This window comes from Anaerolactibacter massiliensis (assembly GCF_900290205.1).
Lineage (GTDB): Bacteria > Bacillota_I > Bacilli_A > Erysipelotrichales > Erysipelotrichaceae > Bulleidia > Bulleidia intestinalis.
On sequence record NZ_OLMH01000002.1, the window covers coordinates 452,423 to 470,808 of the forward strand.

Sequence of the window (18,386 nt, forward strand, 5' to 3'; positions counted from 1 at the left end):
TTATCCGAAATACCAGCTCGGGAACCACTCCAGGAACTTGATATAAGCAGTCGTGGTGCCGAATCCTGCTGTAGCCGGAAGGAACATCACAAAGAGCACTGCCACTGCAATCAAGAAGATGCAAACCCAGAGGTTCAGAGACGAATTGTTCTTCTTCCAGATCCGTTCAATGCAGTAGGCAATTGCAAGGATCATGAAGAAACTGGTCGGATAGAAGTGGTAGGCAAAGACACAGCGCTTCACCAGGGTAACCCATGGCAGGAATGCCGAGAGATATCCAGCGGCGATGATCCATGCATTCCGGTCTCTGTCTTTGAGAGCTCGCTTGATGACATAGAGGATAGCAGGGAAGCCAGCCCACGTCAGCAATGGATTCGAGAAGCAGGAAATAGAGTGATACATGCCTTCGGCATCCATTCTTCCGAAATACCAGATCGGCCGGATATCAAACAGCCACTGGTACCAGGTGCTCTGGTATGGATGTGTTGCCTTGAGATTGATGTGGTAGTGATACATATACTCGCACTGGCTCCAGACATTGGAAATGGACCAGCCATCTCTCCATACCTTGCACGGAAGATAGGAAACCCAGTAGATCACGATCGGAATGCCGATGAAGAATAAGAAGCACCAGGCAATCGTCTTCCAGAAATATGCCTTGCCATTGCCAGCCATCTTCTGAAGCAGCTCAAGTTCTTCAGCACTGTATTTCGAGGCGTCTCCAGCCAGAGCTTTCACAGCACAATGAGATTCATGAACTCTGACTCCCAGAGTCATAAACAGCAGCACTGCAAGACCGATGGCACTGTAGCAGGCAGTCCATTTCGTGGCGATGCCGATGCCCATTGCGATCCCGCACTTCAGCAGCGTTTTCAGAGAATCTTTCAGGGACGAATCATAGTAATTGGTATAGCAGTAATCGATCATGAACCGGTACATGAGCAGAATCCAGAACACGCTGAACGGTTCCAGCGTTGCAATTCTGGACGTCGCCAGGTGCATGAAGTCGCACGCCAGCATCAATGCTCCCGCACCAGCCACCTTCTCCTTCTGAAACAGCCGCTTCAGAATGCCGTAGAATAACGGAATCAGGAAGATTCCGAACAGGACACCCGGAATTCTCCAGGCTAATGGATTCATACCGAAGAGCTTGATGCTCAAGGCGATGAGACACGTACCGAGCAATGGATGAACGGTCGCATACATGTATTCGCCATTTGCGATCTCCCAGGCATTGCGCGGATGGTAGACCTCATCAAAATAGCTTTCATTCAGATAGATCGGATCGAGAGCAAGCTTATCCTGTTCATCAATGAGCAGGGTAGCAGGATATTCCATCGTGCCGCCCTCATCTTCCTTCACAGCCACCGGAAGAAACTTCTTCTCTCCAGCTGCCTTGAAACCGATCTCGGTCAGCGTATCGTTCTTATTGACGGAAGTGATCCGGATATAGCGGTAATTCCAGTCTCCGGTGACCAGCTTGTACTGATAGATGCTGCCATCACTCAGCACCGTGATGTCTTCCCAGTGATTACCATCTTCGGAACCGGAGATCTGCAGATCATGGAACCCTAGCTGATACGTATCGAGGTTGCTGTTATTATCGCCTTCGCCATAGATTGCATAGATCGTATCGAAATGCGTGTCTTCGGTCAGCTCCAGCACCACGCTCTGCGGTGTTGTGCTCGGCTGCCAGGTCGTACTAGGAAACTTCGTGCTGCCAAGCTGCCAGAATGAGACAATTGCATAGCAGACGGTCAGGACACTGACGTACCACCAGTCCTTCTTCGTCCACTTTGAAGCTTTTCTCGTGCCATGAAACCAGGGAAGGTGTTCCTGCTTCTTTTCCGGCTTCTGATCTTCTTTCCATCTGATCGGTGCATACCGGAACACCAGCCATAAAACGAGCACTGCACATAGACAGCACAGCGCCATCGGAAGCAGTTCCGCATCCTGAAATAATCTGAGACTTAAACTGCGCATAAAAACCTCTTTTCAACCAGAAAATTATACTATTTCCATCTGAAAACATTATGCCCAAAAAGACTTCCCTGTTTTCAATAGTGAATGTTATTAATCATAACAAAAATAAGATTTTAGGTTCCGGTATTCCTGCCTGTTCTGAAATATGATACGTTATATTGGCGAAGATTAAAGCGACATATACAGTTATTGTTACAAAAAATAACATTCAGGAGGACTATGAAGAAATTATCACAGAAAAGACTTGCTGATACGATTCTGAACGGCAGAAAGCAGAAGGGGCTGACGCAGCAGAAGCTTGCCGAACTGACCGGCATCAACCGCACGATGCTCAGCCATATGGAAACCGAAGAATATATGCCTTCCATTCCTCAGCTGGAAGCCCTGGCTTCCGTCCTGGAATTCGATCCGGGTGATCTATTTGAAGAAGCTTCTTCTGCTCAGAGCACAAGGCCGGATCCATCTCTCAGGATTGCAGTAGCCGGTACCGGCTATGTCGGTCTTTCCATTGCCGTATTGCTCAGTCAGCATCATAAAGTTACCGCAGTGGATATCGTGCAAAAAAAAGTAGATCAGATCAATCAGAGAATTTCCCCGATCCAGGATGAATACATCGAGAAGTATCTGAAAGAGAAGACGCTGTTTCTGACTGCAACCATGGATGGAAAAAGCGCCTATGCAGATGCCGACTTCGTGGTAGTTGCTGCACCGACAAACTATGACTCCAGCAAGAACTACTTTGATACCTCTGCAGTGGAACAGGTGATTGATCTGGTCCTTTCGGTAAACAGAAAAGCGATCATCGTCATCAAGAGCACGATTCCGGTCGGATATACGAAGTCTCTGCAGCAGAAATATCCTGGAGCGCATATCCTCTTCAGCCCGGAATTCCTGAGAGAATCCAAGGCATTGTTTGATAACCTCTATCCATCCAGAATTATTGTCGGAACCGACATGGATCATCCAGAACTGGTAAAGGCTGCTCATACCTTTGCAGAACTGCTTCAGGAAGGGGCGATCAGGGAGAATATTCCGACTCTGTTCATGGGTACGACCGAAGCAGAGGCAGTCAAGCTATTTGCCAATACGTATCTTGCATTGAGAGTCAGCTACTTCAATGAACTGGATACGTACGCCGAGACCAAAGGCCTTGATACGAAATCGATCATTGACGGGGTCTGCCTGGATCCCCGCATCGGAACACATTATAACAATCCATCATTCGGCTATGGCGGCTACTGCCTGCCGAAGGATACGAAGCAGTTATTGGCAAATTACAATGACGTTCCGGAAAATCTGATCCAGGCAATCGTGGAATCCAACCGGACCAGAAAAGACTTTATTGCCGACCGGGTTCTTCAGAAGGCTGGGTATTATTCCTACGGGGAAGATAACAGCTATTGCAAAGACCAGGAAAAGCAGGTGACCATCGGTGTCTATCGGCTGACTATGAAATCCAACAGCGATAATTTCCGCCAGTCTTCAATCCAGGGAGTCATGAAGCGCATCAAAGCCAAAGGCGCCTCTGTGATCATCTATGAGCCGACGCTGGAAGATGGAACCACCTTCTTCGGCAGCAAGGTTGTCAACGATCTGAAGGCTTTCAAGGAGCAGTCTGCCTGCATTCTGGCGAACCGCTATGACAGCTGCCTGGATGACGTGAAAGACAAGGTCTATACCAGGGATCTCTTCCGAAGAGACTGAATGATTCTCGTCTGATCCGGAACTATGCATTCTGCATGTTCCGGTTTTTCTGATGCAAAGAGAATTTCTGGAAACCTTGGAACATCGAGAAGCAGATATATCTGTTTCTCGATGCCTCTTAATAGTTTCTTCATGAAGTCAGCCATATCCGTGCCAGGGTTATGATCCGGACTTGGCCAGCTATGGTGCTTACTGCATTTTCTTTGTTTCTTCTCCTCATTGCGAATGGCAGTATCAAATTCCTATGGATTCCGTGTCAGAAGGTACAGCAGTTTTCAGGAATTCCTCAGCTCATACGGAGCAGTTTTAGTTGGAAATTTATGGTACGTAATCACATTGGATGCAGATGATTTTAATGACTTAATCATCTGAATGCATGTGGAAAACTCGCCTGAAATGGTGTGAAACTCACTATTTTATTAAGAAGATGAGAAAGAAGCTGGTTTGATACAGGAAAAAATCTCATGCTTTACGATAAGATCAGATATCAGCTTATGACACGAAAAAAATCCTGGCCACGCCATAGAAAAAAAGCCATCGGAATCATCCGAAAGCTTGCAGTGAACATTTAATTCTTATAGCCGTTTGTCCCAAGAACAATGCGGACATAATCACGGCATGAATCGACAATTGCATCGATGATCACAGTTTGCTCTTCATCATTCACCTTATAAAACACAAGATTCTTTTTCAGAACAAGAACTTTATATCCCTGCCGTTTTAATACTGGATACTTTGGATCAGCACCCATGCGGGGAAAAGCTGAAAGATTGTTGAGGGATTCTTCAATCGAGTCCAATATTTCCAAAGCGTTTGCCGTTCCGAAATTGTCAGCAATCCTAAGGATGATTTCTCTCAGCTGCTCATCAAATGTATCAGTTCTTGTCAGCTGATACATGATTATTCACCTTTTAGTTCCTTCCGAAGAGAATCAAAGGATTCTTTCAAAGGTGCAGTTCTTCCTTCACGAACATCTTCTTCGGCTTCACCAAGCATTTCCAGAAGCTCAAGCCTGGCTTTCATAAGCTGATAATCTTCATAGCCAAGACTGACTGTATCGCCTCTTCCGTTTACTGTAATAATGACGGCTTTGCCATCCTCCCGGCATTCCTTTGACACTTCACTGTAATGATTTCTCAAGTCCGCAGATGGCCTGATAGATTCAGAAAAAATCATAGGCAGCCTCCTTATAGTCAAATTCTATCGTTTTATGACTATTCTTACAAGTCTTCCTGATAGAAAAAGGGTAGAAATCAGGGCATTCTTAACGTAGCAGGATAAGGAGTTTTGCAATACAAAATCCGGTGCTTCGGAATTGCCCAATGGGCAATTCGATGATAACAAAAGGGGTTTCTGCGTATTACAACTGTGTTATATCCTTCACTTTTTCCAGATGATGCCCTTGAGAAAGATTGTGCGCATTCCACAAGGAGTTTTCTCAAAAAAGTGTTTCCCTGCTTTGTTATTCCCGTTTGGTTCTGATCCCCGCTGCTGCTGAGTTCTCCTGCAACCAGGCCCAAAAACGCTGCAAAGTTCTTTGCTTTAACGAATCTGGTGAAATCTCCGATTTCTACAATCACAGCCAGTGCAGTCAGCACTTTCACTGACTTAAAGCAGATAAGCTTGTGAACTGCTTCCCGGTATTTATCCGATTCAGCGATTTCTTCAAAGCGCTTGTTCATCTGTTCAATGCGATCAGAAACTGTTTCATATGACAGCAGGTAAGAATTCAGCGTTTCCTTGTTAATTCCCTCCAGAGGAAGCTCCTTAAGCCATTTCATGTGCTTCTTTGTCCAGTAATTCTTACCATCCGTAAATTTATATCCGTGCCTGGTAGTAAAGGCACAGATCTGCTGTTTGATCACTTTGAGCTGCTTCTTGTGATCCTGCTGCATACGGATGAAATCACGTACTGATTCATCTTCTTCATCAGGGGTATAGACTTCACTGTATTCATGATTCTTCAGTGACCTGGCAATCGCTTCGGCATCCCGCTTGTCAGTCTTCTTCCTGCAGCGCATGTTGATTTCTGTTCCGGTAATAGAAGCAGGGGCAAGGATCTTTGTGGTCAGACCATTACTTTCAAGATCGCGCTTCAGTTTAAACCTAAGGCAGCCAGCTTCATATCCGACAATGATCTCTGTTCCTTCGCTGGCGCTTGGCTATCTGATCATGAATCTTTTCCTGGTATCGGGCAATCTCAGCGGAGATGTGTGTTCGACCTTGTTCGGATCCACTTCAATTCTTACACTGACTTCCGGGGAGGTGATGATCTGTGCTCTATTTTCGGCTGTCGTGATGGTGATTTATCTGGTGTATTACCGGGAGATTTTCCGGATTTCCTTTGATGAAGAATTTGCTGAAGCAACTGGCACTAGGATTTCTGCTCTGAATACTTTTCTAGCCGGGATCATTGCAGTGACGGTTGTTCTGGCAATGGAGCTGGTCGGTTCTCTCTTGATCTCAGCATTAGTGATTTTCCCGGCTGTCACTGCTATGCAGATATTTTCTGATTTCAGAGGGGTTTCGATCTTCTCGGCAGTCATCGGTGCATTTGGTACTGCTGCCGGAATTCTGATTGCAATTCTGGCCGGGACGCCGGTAGGGTCGATGATTGTTGCGACAGATCTCATGATCTTTCTGATGGTCCTGATCGGCGGAAGAATGAGACCATGATCCGGAAGCTTCTGACTGCTCTGATCGCTGGTCTCTTATTTGAATGCATGCATGGATGCACTCCTTTGAAAACGCAGATTTCTCAGGAGGTGGAACCCATCTCTGAATCAGAAGAACCTGATGATGGCATTGATCTCGATCTGGTTGGGCAGAGCAGTACAATTGTTTATTCTGAAGTTTACAGCATGATGCTGAGCCCGGAGGATTACCGGCATAAGACCATCAGAATCTGCGGATATCTTACAGAAGGAAGAAATTCCAGAGGAGAGCAAGCACCGGTATGTCTGATTCCGGACGCAGCCCAGTGCTGTGTTCAGGGTATCCTGTTTGAATGGGAGGGAACACATGTCTATCCGGATGATTATCCGGCCGAAGGAGAACAGATTGTTATCCAGGGAGAATTTGATTATTCTACGGATGGAAACTATATCTATCCGGTACTTCTGAAGGCAGATATGGTCCCGCTGTTCGGGTGGGATGCGAGTCCTGCAATCGGATCTGCAGGAACAGAATGAGCGGAACAGATCATAGCTTCGACAGCAGAAAGAACGTGGCTGGGAAACCAGGCATTTCTGCTTCTCATTAGAAATATATGCTTAACGGACGGCAAGAGGAAGTCAATCTTTTCTCTGAGTTCAGGATGAAAAGATGCTGCCCGAAGGATTCTTCAGAAAAGAATCATAGGCTCTTTCTGCTTCAGCTCCGGAATATGCCGCAGTTCTTCTGCATGTTCCGGATTATTCTCTCTGGTGCAGTATCTGGTACTTTGATCGGGGCTTAAGAAATCATGGCTTGAATTCCAGACAATAGATCGGTCCACCAGAACGAAGTTCTGCTGGTGGGGTGCTTTCAGCACCTCGCCAAGATTGGATAAGTATTCTGAGACAGAAGAATTCTGAATTTCTGTATTCAGCACAAAATACAGGTTTATTCCCCTATGAACGAGTTTATTCAGATTCTGATATTCGTTCTGAATGGTATTGAGATCAGGATCGGTAAGGAAGAAGAGAACTTCTTTTCGGGCGTGGGTGAGGTCCTGATTCCACGGCTCATGCCAGGAACTTCCTGCATAGTAGTAGCGATCAACGGATATCTCTTCCTGTGCTTCCTGTTCCTGAACTCCATATCCTTCTTTCTGGTACTGCTTCAATCGTTTTCCATACATGGCCATTGCCATCGGAATACGGGAATCCACATAGTCATACACCTTGACCAGGTCTTTTCCTTCATAGTTCCGATGAATGCGGCCGGTATACTGAATGATTCTGCTTTCTCCGGAGATCGGCAGAGTAAGAAACAGACAGGAAAGAATCGGAAGATCGAAACCTTCGCCAAGCAGGGAACTTGTGCTCAGCAGTACGAAGCCTTGTTCGGGATCATGTTTTTTCAATCGTTCGATTGCTGCATTCCGCTCGGTCTTGTTCATAGCCCCAGTCACCAGCTCTGTATAGATATCTGCGTCTTCCAGCATTCTGAACAGGACGTTCAGATGTTCAATTCGTTCTGAGAATACGAGAATTTTCTGGTTCTCATTGTATTCCTTATGGATATCCTGGAAGATCAGGAAGTTTCTTGCCTGGTCTTCTGAGAGCTCCTTCAGAAGGCTGCTGGGGGTAATCTTCGAACCGAGAATTTCAGCGGCAGTATACCGCGGGATCAGTACTTGCCTGAAGGTATAAGACCGCCTTGCTTCAGCAATGGATTCCTGGAACCGGATCGGTCCACAGAACATGAAAATGGCTTTCTCGAGTCCGTCTTCCCGCTTCGGGGTAGCAGTAAACCCATAGATGTATCTGCAAGGGGTATTGCGCAGAATTTTCAGACATGTTTCAGACCCGGCACGATGAACTTCATCTATGATCAGAAGACCGTAATGACTCATGAATTCTTCCAGGTGGTCAAAACCGGAAACCGTATCCATGCTGGCAACATCGATATGGAATCCCGGGTTCTTGGAGCCGCCTTTCAGCTTCCTGACATACGGATTTTGCTTCTTTTCTTTGTCGGGGTAGTCCAGAAAGGTGTGGATCTGATTGATCCATTGATTCAGAATTGAAATTCTCGGAACGAGGATCAGCGTTGAGACTTTCAACTGCGCAATAATCCAGATTCCAAGCACTGTTTTGCCGAAGCCGGTAGTGGCATTCAGAATGCCTAGCTCATGTTTCAGGAGCATTGGAGCAGCTTGTTCCTGGTTCTTTCTCAGCTTGCCGAGGAAAGAAACCTCAATGGGTTCTCCGGTCGTTGTCTGATCGCTGATGGTGATCCGGCTTTCAGGGAAGATGGAAACCAGTTTTTCTTCTGCTCCTCGTGGCAGTGAGATGTACTTTTCGTCTTCGTCGCAGAAAGAACGAACTCGGACAATTCCGTAGACAGAGCGGTGGTTTTTCTGCGCTTCAAAGAACTTCGAATTCCACATGCTTGATAAGCTCCTCAGCTGAAGCAAGGTTGCTGCATTCAGAAATCGTTTTTCAAATCGAAGCATGGCTCCTCTTGTTCCCTTGATTTCAGAACTGAACTTCATCCCGGTTTCCAGACGCATCGCTAACTGGTCCTGGTCAAAGAAGTAGGTTTCAGAATTCTGTGTATTCAGAAAGGCAGCAAGCTCTTCGGCAGTGATTTTCTTCCGCGTGCGAAGGTAATCGAACGGGTGCGGAATCTGAGTGCCTTCTTCAGACAGAAAGAATGTTTTCCCATCGGATAAGTGAGAACCATTCAGGGGCAGGGCAATCAGATTGCCGACACCGTTTTCCGGCAGGTAATCCTGATTCGGGAACAGGCGATCAAAGGAACTGAAGGAAAGATTCCGGTTATGTTTCATGGATTCTCTGAGCAGTCCTTCTCCCATTCTCCGGGCAAGAAGAGCGCGGACAGGAACCGCAAAGAAGAACCAGAGATGTCCGCCTGCTCCGGAATTTGATCGCTCCATGACGGGATAGAAACCATAGGATAAGGCGGTCTCATAGACACCGCGCATGGCATGGAACCAGTCGTCCTCGTCAAAATCGATTGCCAGGATCTGGCAGAGAGAATGATCCATCAGCGGATATAAACCGATCCCCTTTGGAAACGCCTTTCCGGTGAAGTAGTTTTCAAGGTCTTCTTTCTGCAGACCGCGGAAGGAGCGATGAGGGCACTTCAGACAGGTCTGTCCGCTGCCGGACGCATGAGGACAGACAGCTGTCATATTGTTGCGGCATACCGGATTCCAGCCATACTGATCACGTTTTCTGCTGTAGTAGCGATATGCAAAAATATCAGTTCTTCCGGCAAAGTAATCCAGGTAGATTCTGATCTTATCTTCTTTCTTCAGAACCGGGAGGTATTTCTGCGGAAGAAGACCGTGCTCTGAAAGAATCTCTTTCAGCTCTTTGTTTTCGTTCCGCAATTGTTCCAGTTCCTGGTTCTGATCATCCATAAGCAGCCTCAAAGTCGATCTGAACTCATTATAGCGTGTGAACTATCCGATGGCGGAAGACTGCAGGCAGCATGAACCTGCATCATGGAAGAACATGAAAATCCAGGGTTCCATCTTTGTACGGATGAGCAGAAACAAGGAGAATCGTTGGCGCAAAGGCCTATCTGATCCGCAGATAATAGGCAGAGGTCTAAGGAGGCTCAGCCGTCTGCACTGCAGGAGGACACAGTCTCATCAGAAGAATCTGGTATCATAGTTTCGAAAGAGAATGATGAAATGACTTCAGAAAATACTTATCTGAATGAATATCCTCTGAATCTTCTGATTGATGTCTATGAGCAGGCAGGAATACCGTTTGACCCGGCATGCTATGCAATGACAGAAGATCAGAGAAATGGTCTGGAACAGGCAGTCTTTTCTCTGAGTGCCAGACTGCAGAGGTTTCTCAGAAAAAGATATCTCGAGGGGCAGTCCTGCAGAGCAATTGCAGTGTCCGAAGATATTTCGGAAGCCAGAGTCAGGACGGCGCTCCATCGCCTGCTCAAGAATCTTTCCAGACCTGAAAACATGGATCTGATTCAGAGCGGGCTGCAGATTGTTCTGGAAAAGCAGAAGGCGGCAATTGCCGGAATCGTTGATGATCCTCGAGCAGAAAAGATCACTCTGGAACAGCTGAACTTGACGGTCAGATCCTATAATCTTCTGAAAGCTGCAGAACTTTTTACGGTAAAAGACATTCTGAAATCAGAACAGGAAGGAAGACTGTCCGCAATCAGGCTCTTAGGAGAACAAGGAAGAAAAGAGGTTCTTGCCAAAGCAGAAGCCGCAATGGTGAAGGATGGTGACGCATCGTGAACAGAAAAGGAATGTATTCTTCCGGTGAGTTTGCAGAGAAAGCCCATGTGACGCTGAGGACGATCCGCTACTATGACAAGATGAATCTTCTGAAGCCTTCCATGCATACGGAAGCAGGGGCAAGATTATATTCTGATCAGGACTTTGCAAAGCTTCAGCAGATTCTGCTGTTCAAGTATCTTGGATTTTCTCTGGAAGAGATCCGTGAAATGACCTTGGCTTCGGCAGATCCTCATTTTCTGAATGAATCGCTGAAGATTCAGAAACGTCTGCTTCAGGAGCGGCAGGAAGAGCTGCAGTCCATGATTCTTGCGGTAGATCAGACCTCAGCAGCATTGGAACAGAAACATGAAATCGACTGGGAACAGATGCTGAATCTGATTCATCTGACCGATATGGAGACAGAACTTCGGACCCAGTATCAGAATGCAACAAATATCAATGCCAGAATTGCTCTTCATCGTGATTTCTCTGTGAACCCGGAAGGGTGGTTTCCATGGCTTTTCCGTCAGATGCCCCTGAAACCTGGAATGCATGTACTGGAACTGGGCTGCGGAAACGGAGCATTATGGCTGGAAAACCTCAGTCAAATTCCTTCAGAGATTTCGATTCTGCTTTCTGATTCTTCAGAAGGCATGGTCAGGGAAGGTCAGCACAAACTGTCAGAGGATCGGCGTTTCTCGTTTCAGACGATTGAGATGGACCATATCCCGTATCCTGATCAGTCATTTGATCTCGTGATTGCAAATCACGTATTGTTCTACAGCAATGAACTTGATCAGACACTGAAAGAGATCAGAAGAGTCCTGAAGCCGGAGGGAACCCTTGCAGCAAGCACGTATGGGGCTAAGCATATGAAGGAAATCACGGAACTGGTTCAGGAATTCAACCCGGAGATCCGTCTTGCGGCTGAAAATCTCTATGATCAGTTCGGGCTTGAGAATGGAGGAATAATTCTTAAGCCATACTTCGATTCTGTAATTTCCAGAAGATATGAAGATTCCATTGAGATATCTGAAGCAGATCCTCTGATTTCCTATATTCTCAGCTGTCATGGCAATCAGAACAGACTGCTTCTGGACCACTATAAGGAATTCCATGAGTATGTTGAGAAGAAAGTCACAGATGGATTCCACATCACCAAGGATGCAGGAGTATTCCTGGCAGGGGATCAGCAGGCAATTCATGGGTGATTCTGAACCTTTTCTCCAATTATCCCTTCTTATTGAAGATCAGAATAATGAATCCTTTGCTTTCCGCCGGGAACGGGTTTTTTCCGGATGCAATGCTGAAAGCAATACCACGCTCCTTTGTTCTCGATCAAGGCTGCTGCTGATCTCCTGCGGGTAATTGCGTGCGGTTCCTGGCGAGCTATGGTATATTCTTGAATGCAAGCTCATGAACAGAGGGCAGAATGATCCTTGCTTGCGGAATTCATGATTGTTCCTGGAGAGTAGTTCAGATGTCTAACTTACCTGGCAGGGGATCAGCAGGCAATTCATGGGTGATTCTGAACCTTTTCTCCAATTATCCCTTCTTATTGAAGATCAGAATAATGAATCCTTTGCTTTCCGCCGGGAACGGGTTTTTTCCGGATGCAATTCTGAAAGCAATACCACGCTCCTTTGTTTTCGATCAAGGCTGCTGCTGATCTCCTGCGGGTAATTGCGTGCGGTTCCTGGCGAGCTATGGTATATTCTTGAATGCAAGCTCATGAACAGAGGGCAGAATGATCCTTGCTTGCGGAATTCATGATTGTTCTTGGAGAGTAGTTCAGATGTCTAACTTAAAACGATATACGTTATATATCCTGAATATCATTGATGCGGTTTCTATTTTCCTCAGCTTCTTTTTCTCTTTTTGGATCCGGTTCAGGATGTTTGATCCTGGAATTCATCCCCGGATGTTCCAGGGAGAATATGCAGTATTCCTGATTACGGCTTTTCTTTCCTATATTCTGTACAATATTTTTTTTCTTTATAATGAAAAATCCTTTCTGAGCCGGTCAATTGCAGAAGAGGCTTTTCAGACTTTCAAGATGTCAGCAGCAGTATTCCTCTTTGTGCTCATCTACATCAACTTTGCAAAAGTCGGAGAATACTATTCCAGATTCTTTGAATTGCTATTCGGGACTTTGCTGTTCGTGATTGCCTTTTTTCTTCGCAGCACTGCGAAGAAATACCTGGTCCCTGCAATGAAGAAAACAAGGGAGATGGAACAGCTTCTGGTCATATCCAGCTATTCTGATGCCGAAGAAACAATCCGGGAACTGAACGATTCCAATGATTGGCGATATTCGATCTTCGGCATCGTAATTACTGACCGAGACATTAAGGAGAAAGAAATCTTCGGAGTCAAGGTTGCTTCTTCGGGCACAGACTTCATGAAGAAACTCCCGGAAGATTTTTCCTCAGTTCTGCTTGTTCAGAAACCGGAGAATTATTTTCAGATTCAGAAGATGATGTCAGCTTTCCATAAACAAGGGAAAGCGGTATATGTCAAGATTGCAGAATATGGATTCAGTTCTAATTTTCGTCAGCTGGATGTTCTGGGAGAATGTCCTGTTGTGGCTTACCGCGTGTTTGTGCCGATGCCGAAGAGAAAAGCTGTGTTCAGAAGGATTCTAAATCTGATTGCTTCGATCCTCCTGCTTCCTTTTTTTCTGATTGTGACCTTGATCGTCTGGGTTTTTACTGAAATTGAGTCTCCGGGAAGATTATTTGTGACACGGGCAAGAGTTGGGAAAAACAATCGGAGATTTTATCAGCTGAGGTATCGGCTTTATCGGATTGATGCGGAACAGCGGATGGAAGAAGGTCTTTCACCCTTTACATTAATCGGAAAGTTTCTGGAACGCACTCACCTGGATGGGCTTCCGATGCTTCTGAATGTAGTTTCAGGCGAAATGGCGTTTGTCGGACCGGAATGTCAGAGCCTGCCAGCTTTCCTCAATCTGAGTCCGGAAGAAAAGAATCTGATGACGATCACTCCGGGGGTTACAGGATACTGGAGCTATGAGAAATCACATGCAGTAATAATTGGAAATGAGAAAGAATATCTGGAACACTGGAATCTTGGAAAAGAGATTTCAGTCCTGCTCAATACCAGTTTTCGGTATCTTATATTTCAGTCTCAGCGAAAGCAGAATCGCTATTTCTGGGCAGAAGAATCAGCTTTTGCCAAAGAAGAATTTAATTCCAGAAAGCCTCTGGAATATGAGCATTCTGCCTATGCTCCTGTTCGAGGGGCACGATACATTGCTTATCAGATTGTCAAAAGAGTGTTTGATATTGTCCTGTCTTCTGCTGGAATCATCATTCTTTCTCCGCTGCTTCTTTTCCTTGCGGCTGCCGTCATCCTGAATGATGGGGGAATGCCGATTTATTCTCATCGGAGAATCGGGAAGAATGGAAAGAGAATACGGATCTACAAGTTCAGGTCGATGCGTACCGATGCTGGAGATCTGGAAAAGCTTCTGACCCCTGAGCAGCTTGAGCAGTACCGCACGGAATTCAAGATTGACAATGATCCGAGAGTTACAAAAATAGGAAATTTCATTCGCAAGACGAGTCTGGATGAACTTCCTCAGCTCTTCAACATTCTGGGTGGGTCTCTTTCTATTGTTGGGCCGAGGCCGATCGTGGAAGAAGAAACGAAAATTTACGGCAAAGAGATCGCAAAGCTTCTAAGCGCAAAGCCCGGATTAACTGGTTACTGGCAAGCATATGCAAGAAATGAGGCTGGTTATGAAACAGGGGAAAGGCAAGCCATGGAGATGTATTATATTGATCATCAGAGCCTCTGGCTTGATATCAGGATCTTATTCAAGACATTCAGTTCCGTCTTGCAGAGGAAGGGGGCAAAATGAGGTTCTATGAATATTGATATTATCTGCCCGCTCTTCAATGGGGCTAAGTATCTGGATGGTCTGCATGACGCTTTGCTGAGACAGGAAAAGGCAGACCTTCATGAGGTGCACTATGTCGTGACTGAAACCGGCGACGGGATTCAGGAAAAACTGAATACCAAAGAGAAGTGCGTATATCGCACCATTTCGAAAGAAGAGTTTTCTCATAGTCTGACCAGGGAGAAGGAGGCTTTTTTGTGTACGGCAGATATTATCGTATTCATTACACAGGATATCCGGATTCAGAGATCTGACTGGCTGCATGAACTTGTAAAACCAATTATCGAGAACAAATGCAGTGCCTCATTCAGTCGGCAGATATCCACCAATCATTCTATTGAACGGTACACACGAGAGTTCAATTATCCGGATCATTCGATGATCAAGAGCAGAAGCGATCTGGAAAAAATGGGAACCTATACCTATTTTTTTTCAGACGCAAGCTCTGCAGTTGACCGAAGAGTATTCGTGAAACTGAATGGATATGATCAGAAGAATTTTCCCTCGAATGAAGATACCTACTTTGCCTATAAGCTGATTGCAGAAGGGTACAGGATCGGCTACTGTGCAGATTCGGTGGTGGAGCATTCCCATTCTTTCACATTGAAACAGCTCTATGATCGCTATTATCTGACCGGGAAATTTTTTGCAATGGAACCTGATCTGCAGAAATCAAAAACCACCAGAGCAGGTGCAAGCCTGGCTGAATATATTCTGAAAAGGTCATTGGAAGAAAGAAACATGAAAGCGATTCTGAATTTTGTGCCGAACATGGCTGCACGATATCTTGGCATGAAAGCTGGGCAGAGACATGGGTGAAAAGATTTCTGTCTGCATGGCTTCTTATAACGGAAAGGAATATATCCAGGAGCAGATTGAAACGATTCTGGCAAATCTGTTAGAAGAGGATGAACTGATTATTTCGGATGACGGCTCTACGGATGGGACTTTGGATGTTCTTGATCGTTATTCAGCAAAGTATCCGCAGATCAAAGTTGCAAGAGGGCCGCGGCAAGGAGTGGTCAGAAATTTTGAAAATGCCATCCGGATGTCTTCGGGAGATCTGATCTTTCTCTCTGACCAGGACGATCTCTGGACTAAGGACAAAGCAGAGACTGTAAAGGAATGCTTTGCAGAAAGCAGATGTACCTGTGTGGTTCACAATGCGGATGTGATTGACAGCTGCGGAAAGGTTCTGATTCCTTCTTACTTCACTTATCGCAATTCCGGACCCGGAATTGCAAGGAATATCCTAAAGAACAGCTATATCGGCTGCTGCATGGCATTCCGGAAGGAATTACTTCCTTATGTTCTTCCATTTCCAGATGATATTCATATGCATGATCAATGGATCGGGATTCTCAGTGATTACTATGGTCATAGCTGCTTCTGTGATAGAATTCTGCTGCATTACCGCAGACACGAAGGCAATGTGACCGGACTCAGGCACTCTTCTTGTTCTGAAATGATTAGAAATCGGACTGTTTTTATCAAGGAGTACCATAAACGAATCCTTGAAAAGAAAAAGATATGAAGATCTTAGCAGGTATCACTTTATTCAATCCAGACCTGGTGCGTCTGAAAGAAAATCTCCGAGCAATAGCACCTCAGGTGGACGCAGTAATCTGCTTCGATAACGGCAGCAGGAATTCTGCAGAAGTCAGAGAAATGATCCGTTCAGAAGAAAAAGCTGTTCTGATCGAAGGGTCGCAGAATTTCGGAGTTGCTTATGCATTGAACAGGATCTTCGAATCTGCAGAAGCATATCATGCAGAATGGGTTATTACATTGGACCAGGACAGTGTGTGTCCCTCTGACCTGGTTTCCCGTTATCTTAAGGCTCTTGAAGATCTGAACGATGATCGGATTGCTGTGCTATGTCCTGTGACCAGAGATCGGAACTTTGAGCGCGAGCAGGAGATCCATGGAGAATATGAGCAAGTAAAAGACTGCATTACTTCTGCTTCCTTCAATCGTGTTTCAGCATGGAAAGCAGTCGGAGGTTTTTATGAACCTCTGTTCATTGACTTTGTAGATTATGATTTCTGTGCAAAGCTTGTGGAGCATGGATTCACTCTGTACCGTGTGAATCGTGCATTCATTCTGCATGAAATCGGACATGGTGAAAATCATCGCCTGTTCGGCAGAGAAGTCACTGCATTGAATCACTCTGCAGAGAGAAAGTATTATATGGTCAGAAATCATATCTACTATATGAATCTTCACAGGGACGTGGTGAATTACACTTATGAACGGAATAAATGCATCTTTCTGTTTATAAAGACGATTCTGTTCGAACAGGATAGAAGAATAAAACTGAGCGCCATGTTCCGGGGGCTACATGATGGAAAAGAAATGGTTCGCCAGAGAAAACGAAATTTAAAGGATCACTATGGAAACTAATCTGAAGAAAGGTATTTTTTCAGTATTCAGTGCCAATGTCATCAATATGATTTTCAAGGTACTGACGAGCTTGCTTCTTCCAAAATATCTGAGCATAGATGCATATGCTCAGATCAAGACCTATGAGCTGTATCTGAACTATGTAGGATTTCTGCATCTCGGATATGCTGATGGTATGTACCTCCGCTATGGAGGAAAAAAGCTTGAAGATCTGGATCAGAGAGAAATTGAGCTTTCCAGGATTACCATGATTGTTTTCCAGACAGCTGTGGCTGCGGCTTTCGTGATTGTACCTCTGATTCAGAAAGATCTGATTCTGACTGCATTTTCTCTTACGATTCTGCCCTGGAATATGATGGAGTATTATAAGTCGTTTTATCAGGCAATCGGTAGGTTCAAAGACTATTCCCGGATCCTGAATGTTTCTGTAGCGGCAATTTTCATTGTCAACTGTGTTCTTCTCCTTTCAGGAGTAACCGACAGCGGAATATGCTATATTGCCCTTTATACCTCTGCTTATATTCTGATCTGGCTTGCATTGAACAGGGGCTACCGCAAAGTCATTGAACGAAAAGAGAATCAGATCGGAAAACCTGGGTATTTTGATTGGAAATTATTCGGATCGAATATCGCTTCAGGATTCTATCTGATGCTTGGTAATTTTGCTTTTATTTTCATGACTGGAATGGATCGCTGGTTTGTGAAAGCCCTGATGGATAATTCCGCATTTGCCCAGTATAGTTTTGCAGTTACGCTTGAAGGCATGGTTACAGTTGCAGTCACTCCTCTGTCCACGACTCTTTATAATTATTTCTGCAATCACCAGACAGATGACGAGATTCGGGAGAGCGCAAGGAAAATCATTGTGTTCTCAGCAATGATCCTCGCAGTTGTTTTCCCGATCAGATTTATCCTGGACTATTATCTTCCGGCTTATCGGGCATCAGAACAGGTTCTGGTGATCCTGATCGGCGCTCAGCTGTTTACGATTCCGGTCAGGTGTGTTTATGTGAATGTCTATAAAGCTCAGAAGAAGCAATCACGTTATTTCAGCAGATTGATTGCAGTTCTGATCTTCGGTTTTTTGGCAAATGTGCTGTTCTGGTTTCTGACCAGGTCTAAAGAGGGATTTGCCTGGGGAACGTTCCTGTCTGGAATTTTCTGGCTGCTGCTTTCCCTGAAAGATTACCGAGAGATCCCGCTTGGCAGAAACACTTATATTTTTCTGACTCTGTCTTGTCTCCTGTATTTTCTCTGCGGTCTGAGACAGACCTCTGCGGCAACATTTGCCGGATATGCAGCAGGCATTCTGATCCTGATTGTCTGGCTGGAAAAGAAAGAATTCTATGATATGAAAGCTTATCTGAGTCGGCTGGTTAGCAGAATCAGGGAAAAAACAGATCAATCATCGTGATGATGATTCAAAAGATATTATCCTAA

15 protein-coding genes are annotated in these 18,386 nt (G+C 45.3%); 10 read left to right on the plus strand and 5 right to left on the minus strand.

Going from position 1 to position 18,386, the window contains the following annotated elements; genetic code table 11:
- Positions 1-1,983 (minus strand): glycosyltransferase family 39 protein, encoded by a 1,983-nt coding sequence (locus C7E00_RS05750; RefSeq protein WP_105303383.1) that lies wholly within the window; start codon positions 1,981-1,983, stop codon positions 1-3.
- A gap of 219 nt (positions 1,984-2,202) precedes the next feature.
- Between C7E00_RS05750 and C7E00_RS05755 the strand changes: the two genes are divergently transcribed.
- Positions 2,203-3,687 carry a nucleotide sugar dehydrogenase gene (locus tag C7E00_RS05755; protein ID WP_105303384.1) on the plus strand — a complete coding sequence of 495 codons (1,485 nt, stop codon included), beginning with the start codon at positions 2,203-2,205 and terminating at the stop codon, positions 3,685-3,687.
- Positions 3,688-4,255: 568 nt separating this feature from the next.
- Here the strand turns inward: C7E00_RS05755 and C7E00_RS05760 are convergent.
- The 3 genes from C7E00_RS05760 to C7E00_RS05770 form a co-directional block, all read right to left on the minus strand.
- Positions 4,256-4,585: a type II toxin-antitoxin system RelE/ParE family toxin gene (locus C7E00_RS05760; RefSeq protein WP_154504606.1), complete on the minus strand. Its 330-nt coding sequence runs from the start codon at positions 4,583-4,585 to the stop codon at positions 4,256-4,258.
- Positions 4,586-4,587: 2 nt separating this feature from the next.
- Positions 4,588-4,863, minus strand: coding sequence for a type II toxin-antitoxin system Phd/YefM family antitoxin (locus tag C7E00_RS05765; protein WP_105303386.1), 276 nt, complete (start codon positions 4,861-4,863; stop codon positions 4,588-4,590).
- 77 nt (positions 4,864-4,940) lie between these two features.
- Positions 4,941-5,825 carry an IS110 family RNA-guided transposase gene (locus C7E00_RS05770; RefSeq protein ID WP_105303387.1) on the minus strand — a complete coding sequence of 295 codons (885 nt, stop codon included), beginning with the start codon at positions 5,823-5,825 and terminating at the stop codon, positions 4,941-4,943.
- Between C7E00_RS05770 and C7E00_RS05775 the strand changes: the two genes are divergently transcribed.
- Entirely contained in the window at positions 5,821-6,363 is a 543-nt protein-coding gene (locus C7E00_RS05775; RefSeq protein ID WP_105303388.1) for a metal ABC transporter permease, read from the plus strand. The two genes, C7E00_RS05770 and C7E00_RS05775, sit on opposite strands and share 5 nt — an antisense overlap.
- Entirely contained in the window at positions 6,360-6,878 is a 519-nt protein-coding gene (locus C7E00_RS05780) for a hypothetical protein (protein ID WP_105303389.1), read from the plus strand. The genes C7E00_RS05775 and C7E00_RS05780 overlap by 4 nt, the downstream gene beginning before the upstream one ends.
- 152 nt (positions 6,879-7,030) lie before the next feature.
- Here C7E00_RS05780 and C7E00_RS05785 read toward each other — a convergent pair whose 3' ends face one another.
- A complete protein-coding gene (locus C7E00_RS05785) occupies positions 7,031-9,781 on the minus strand; it encodes a TOTE conflict system archaeo-eukaryotic primase domain-containing protein (protein WP_105303390.1) in 2,751 nt (916 codons plus the stop codon).
- Positions 9,782-10,057: 276 nt separating this feature from the next.
- Between C7E00_RS05785 and C7E00_RS05790 the strand changes: the two genes are divergently transcribed.
- From C7E00_RS05790 to C7E00_RS05820, 7 genes are all read left to right on the plus strand, one after another.
- Positions 10,058-10,636, plus strand: a complete 579-nt coding sequence (locus C7E00_RS05790; protein ID WP_105303391.1) for a DNA-directed RNA polymerase subunit alpha C-terminal domain-containing protein — start codon at positions 10,058-10,060, stop codon at positions 10,634-10,636.
- Entirely contained in the window at positions 10,633-11,829 is a 1,197-nt protein-coding gene (locus C7E00_RS05795) for a MerR family transcriptional regulator (RefSeq protein ID WP_204378574.1), read from the plus strand. Before C7E00_RS05790 ends, C7E00_RS05795 begins: the two co-directional genes overlap by 4 nt.
- Positions 11,830-12,413: 584 nt before the next feature.
- Positions 12,414-14,504 carry a sugar transferase gene (locus C7E00_RS05800; RefSeq protein ID WP_167836483.1) on the plus strand — a complete coding sequence of 697 codons (2,091 nt, stop codon included), beginning with the start codon at positions 12,414-12,416 and terminating at the stop codon, positions 14,502-14,504.
- A 6-nt stretch (positions 14,505-14,510) separates the two neighbouring features.
- Positions 14,511-15,362: a glycosyltransferase family 2 protein gene (locus C7E00_RS05805; protein WP_105303393.1), complete on the plus strand. Its 852-nt coding sequence runs from the start codon at positions 14,511-14,513 to the stop codon at positions 15,360-15,362.
- Positions 15,355-16,077, plus strand: a complete 723-nt coding sequence (locus C7E00_RS05810) for a glycosyltransferase family 2 protein (protein WP_204378575.1) — start codon at positions 15,355-15,357, stop codon at positions 16,075-16,077. The genes C7E00_RS05805 and C7E00_RS05810 overlap by 8 nt, the downstream gene beginning before the upstream one ends.
- Positions 16,074-16,946, plus strand: a complete 873-nt coding sequence (locus tag C7E00_RS05815) for a glycosyltransferase family 2 protein (protein ID WP_105303394.1) — start codon at positions 16,074-16,076, stop codon at positions 16,944-16,946. The genes C7E00_RS05810 and C7E00_RS05815 overlap by 4 nt, the downstream gene beginning before the upstream one ends.
- Positions 16,936-18,360 carry a lipopolysaccharide biosynthesis protein gene (locus C7E00_RS05820; RefSeq protein ID WP_105303395.1) on the plus strand — a complete coding sequence of 475 codons (1,425 nt, stop codon included), beginning with the start codon at positions 16,936-16,938 and terminating at the stop codon, positions 18,358-18,360. The genes C7E00_RS05815 and C7E00_RS05820 overlap by 11 nt, the downstream gene beginning before the upstream one ends.
- Positions 18,361-18,386 lie beyond the last annotated feature (26 nt).

What these genes read in the sequence shown, in the direction of transcription:
- C7E00_RS05750 (WP_105303383.1), bottom strand. Translation starts at nt 1,983, where the DNA reads ATGCGCAGTTTAAGTCTCAGATTATTTCAGGATGCGGAACTGCTTCCG.
- C7E00_RS05755 (WP_105303384.1), top strand. Translation starts at nt 2,203, where the DNA reads ATGAAGAAATTATCACAGAAAAGACTTGCTGATACGATTCTGAACGGC.
- C7E00_RS05760 (WP_154504606.1), bottom strand. Translation starts at nt 4,585, where the DNA reads ATGTATCAGCTGACAAGAACTGATACATTTGATGAGCAGCTGAGAGAA.
- C7E00_RS05765 (WP_105303386.1), bottom strand. Translation starts at nt 4,863, where the DNA reads ATGATTTTTTCTGAATCTATCAGGCCATCTGCGGACTTGAGAAATCAT.
- C7E00_RS05775 (WP_105303388.1), top strand. Translation starts at nt 5,821, where the DNA reads ATGATCTCTGTTCCTTCGCTGGCGCTTGGCTATCTGATCATGAATCTT.
- C7E00_RS05780 (WP_105303389.1), top strand. Translation starts at nt 6,360, where the DNA reads ATGATCCGGAAGCTTCTGACTGCTCTGATCGCTGGTCTCTTATTTGAA.
- C7E00_RS05785 (WP_105303390.1), bottom strand. Translation starts at nt 9,781, where the DNA reads ATGGATGATCAGAACCAGGAACTGGAACAATTGCGGAACGAAAACAAA.
- C7E00_RS05790 (WP_105303391.1), top strand. Translation starts at nt 10,058, where the DNA reads ATGACTTCAGAAAATACTTATCTGAATGAATATCCTCTGAATCTTCTG.
- C7E00_RS05800 (WP_167836483.1), top strand. Translation starts at nt 12,414, where the DNA reads ATGTCTAACTTAAAACGATATACGTTATATATCCTGAATATCATTGAT.
- C7E00_RS05805 (WP_105303393.1), top strand. Translation starts at nt 14,511, where the DNA reads ATGAATATTGATATTATCTGCCCGCTCTTCAATGGGGCTAAGTATCTG.
- C7E00_RS05810 (WP_204378575.1), top strand. Translation starts at nt 15,355, where the DNA reads ATGGGTGAAAAGATTTCTGTCTGCATGGCTTCTTATAACGGAAAGGAA.
- C7E00_RS05815 (WP_105303394.1), top strand. Translation starts at nt 16,074, where the DNA reads ATGAAGATCTTAGCAGGTATCACTTTATTCAATCCAGACCTGGTGCGT.
- C7E00_RS05820 (WP_105303395.1), top strand. Translation starts at nt 16,936, where the DNA reads ATGGAAACTAATCTGAAGAAAGGTATTTTTTCAGTATTCAGTGCCAAT.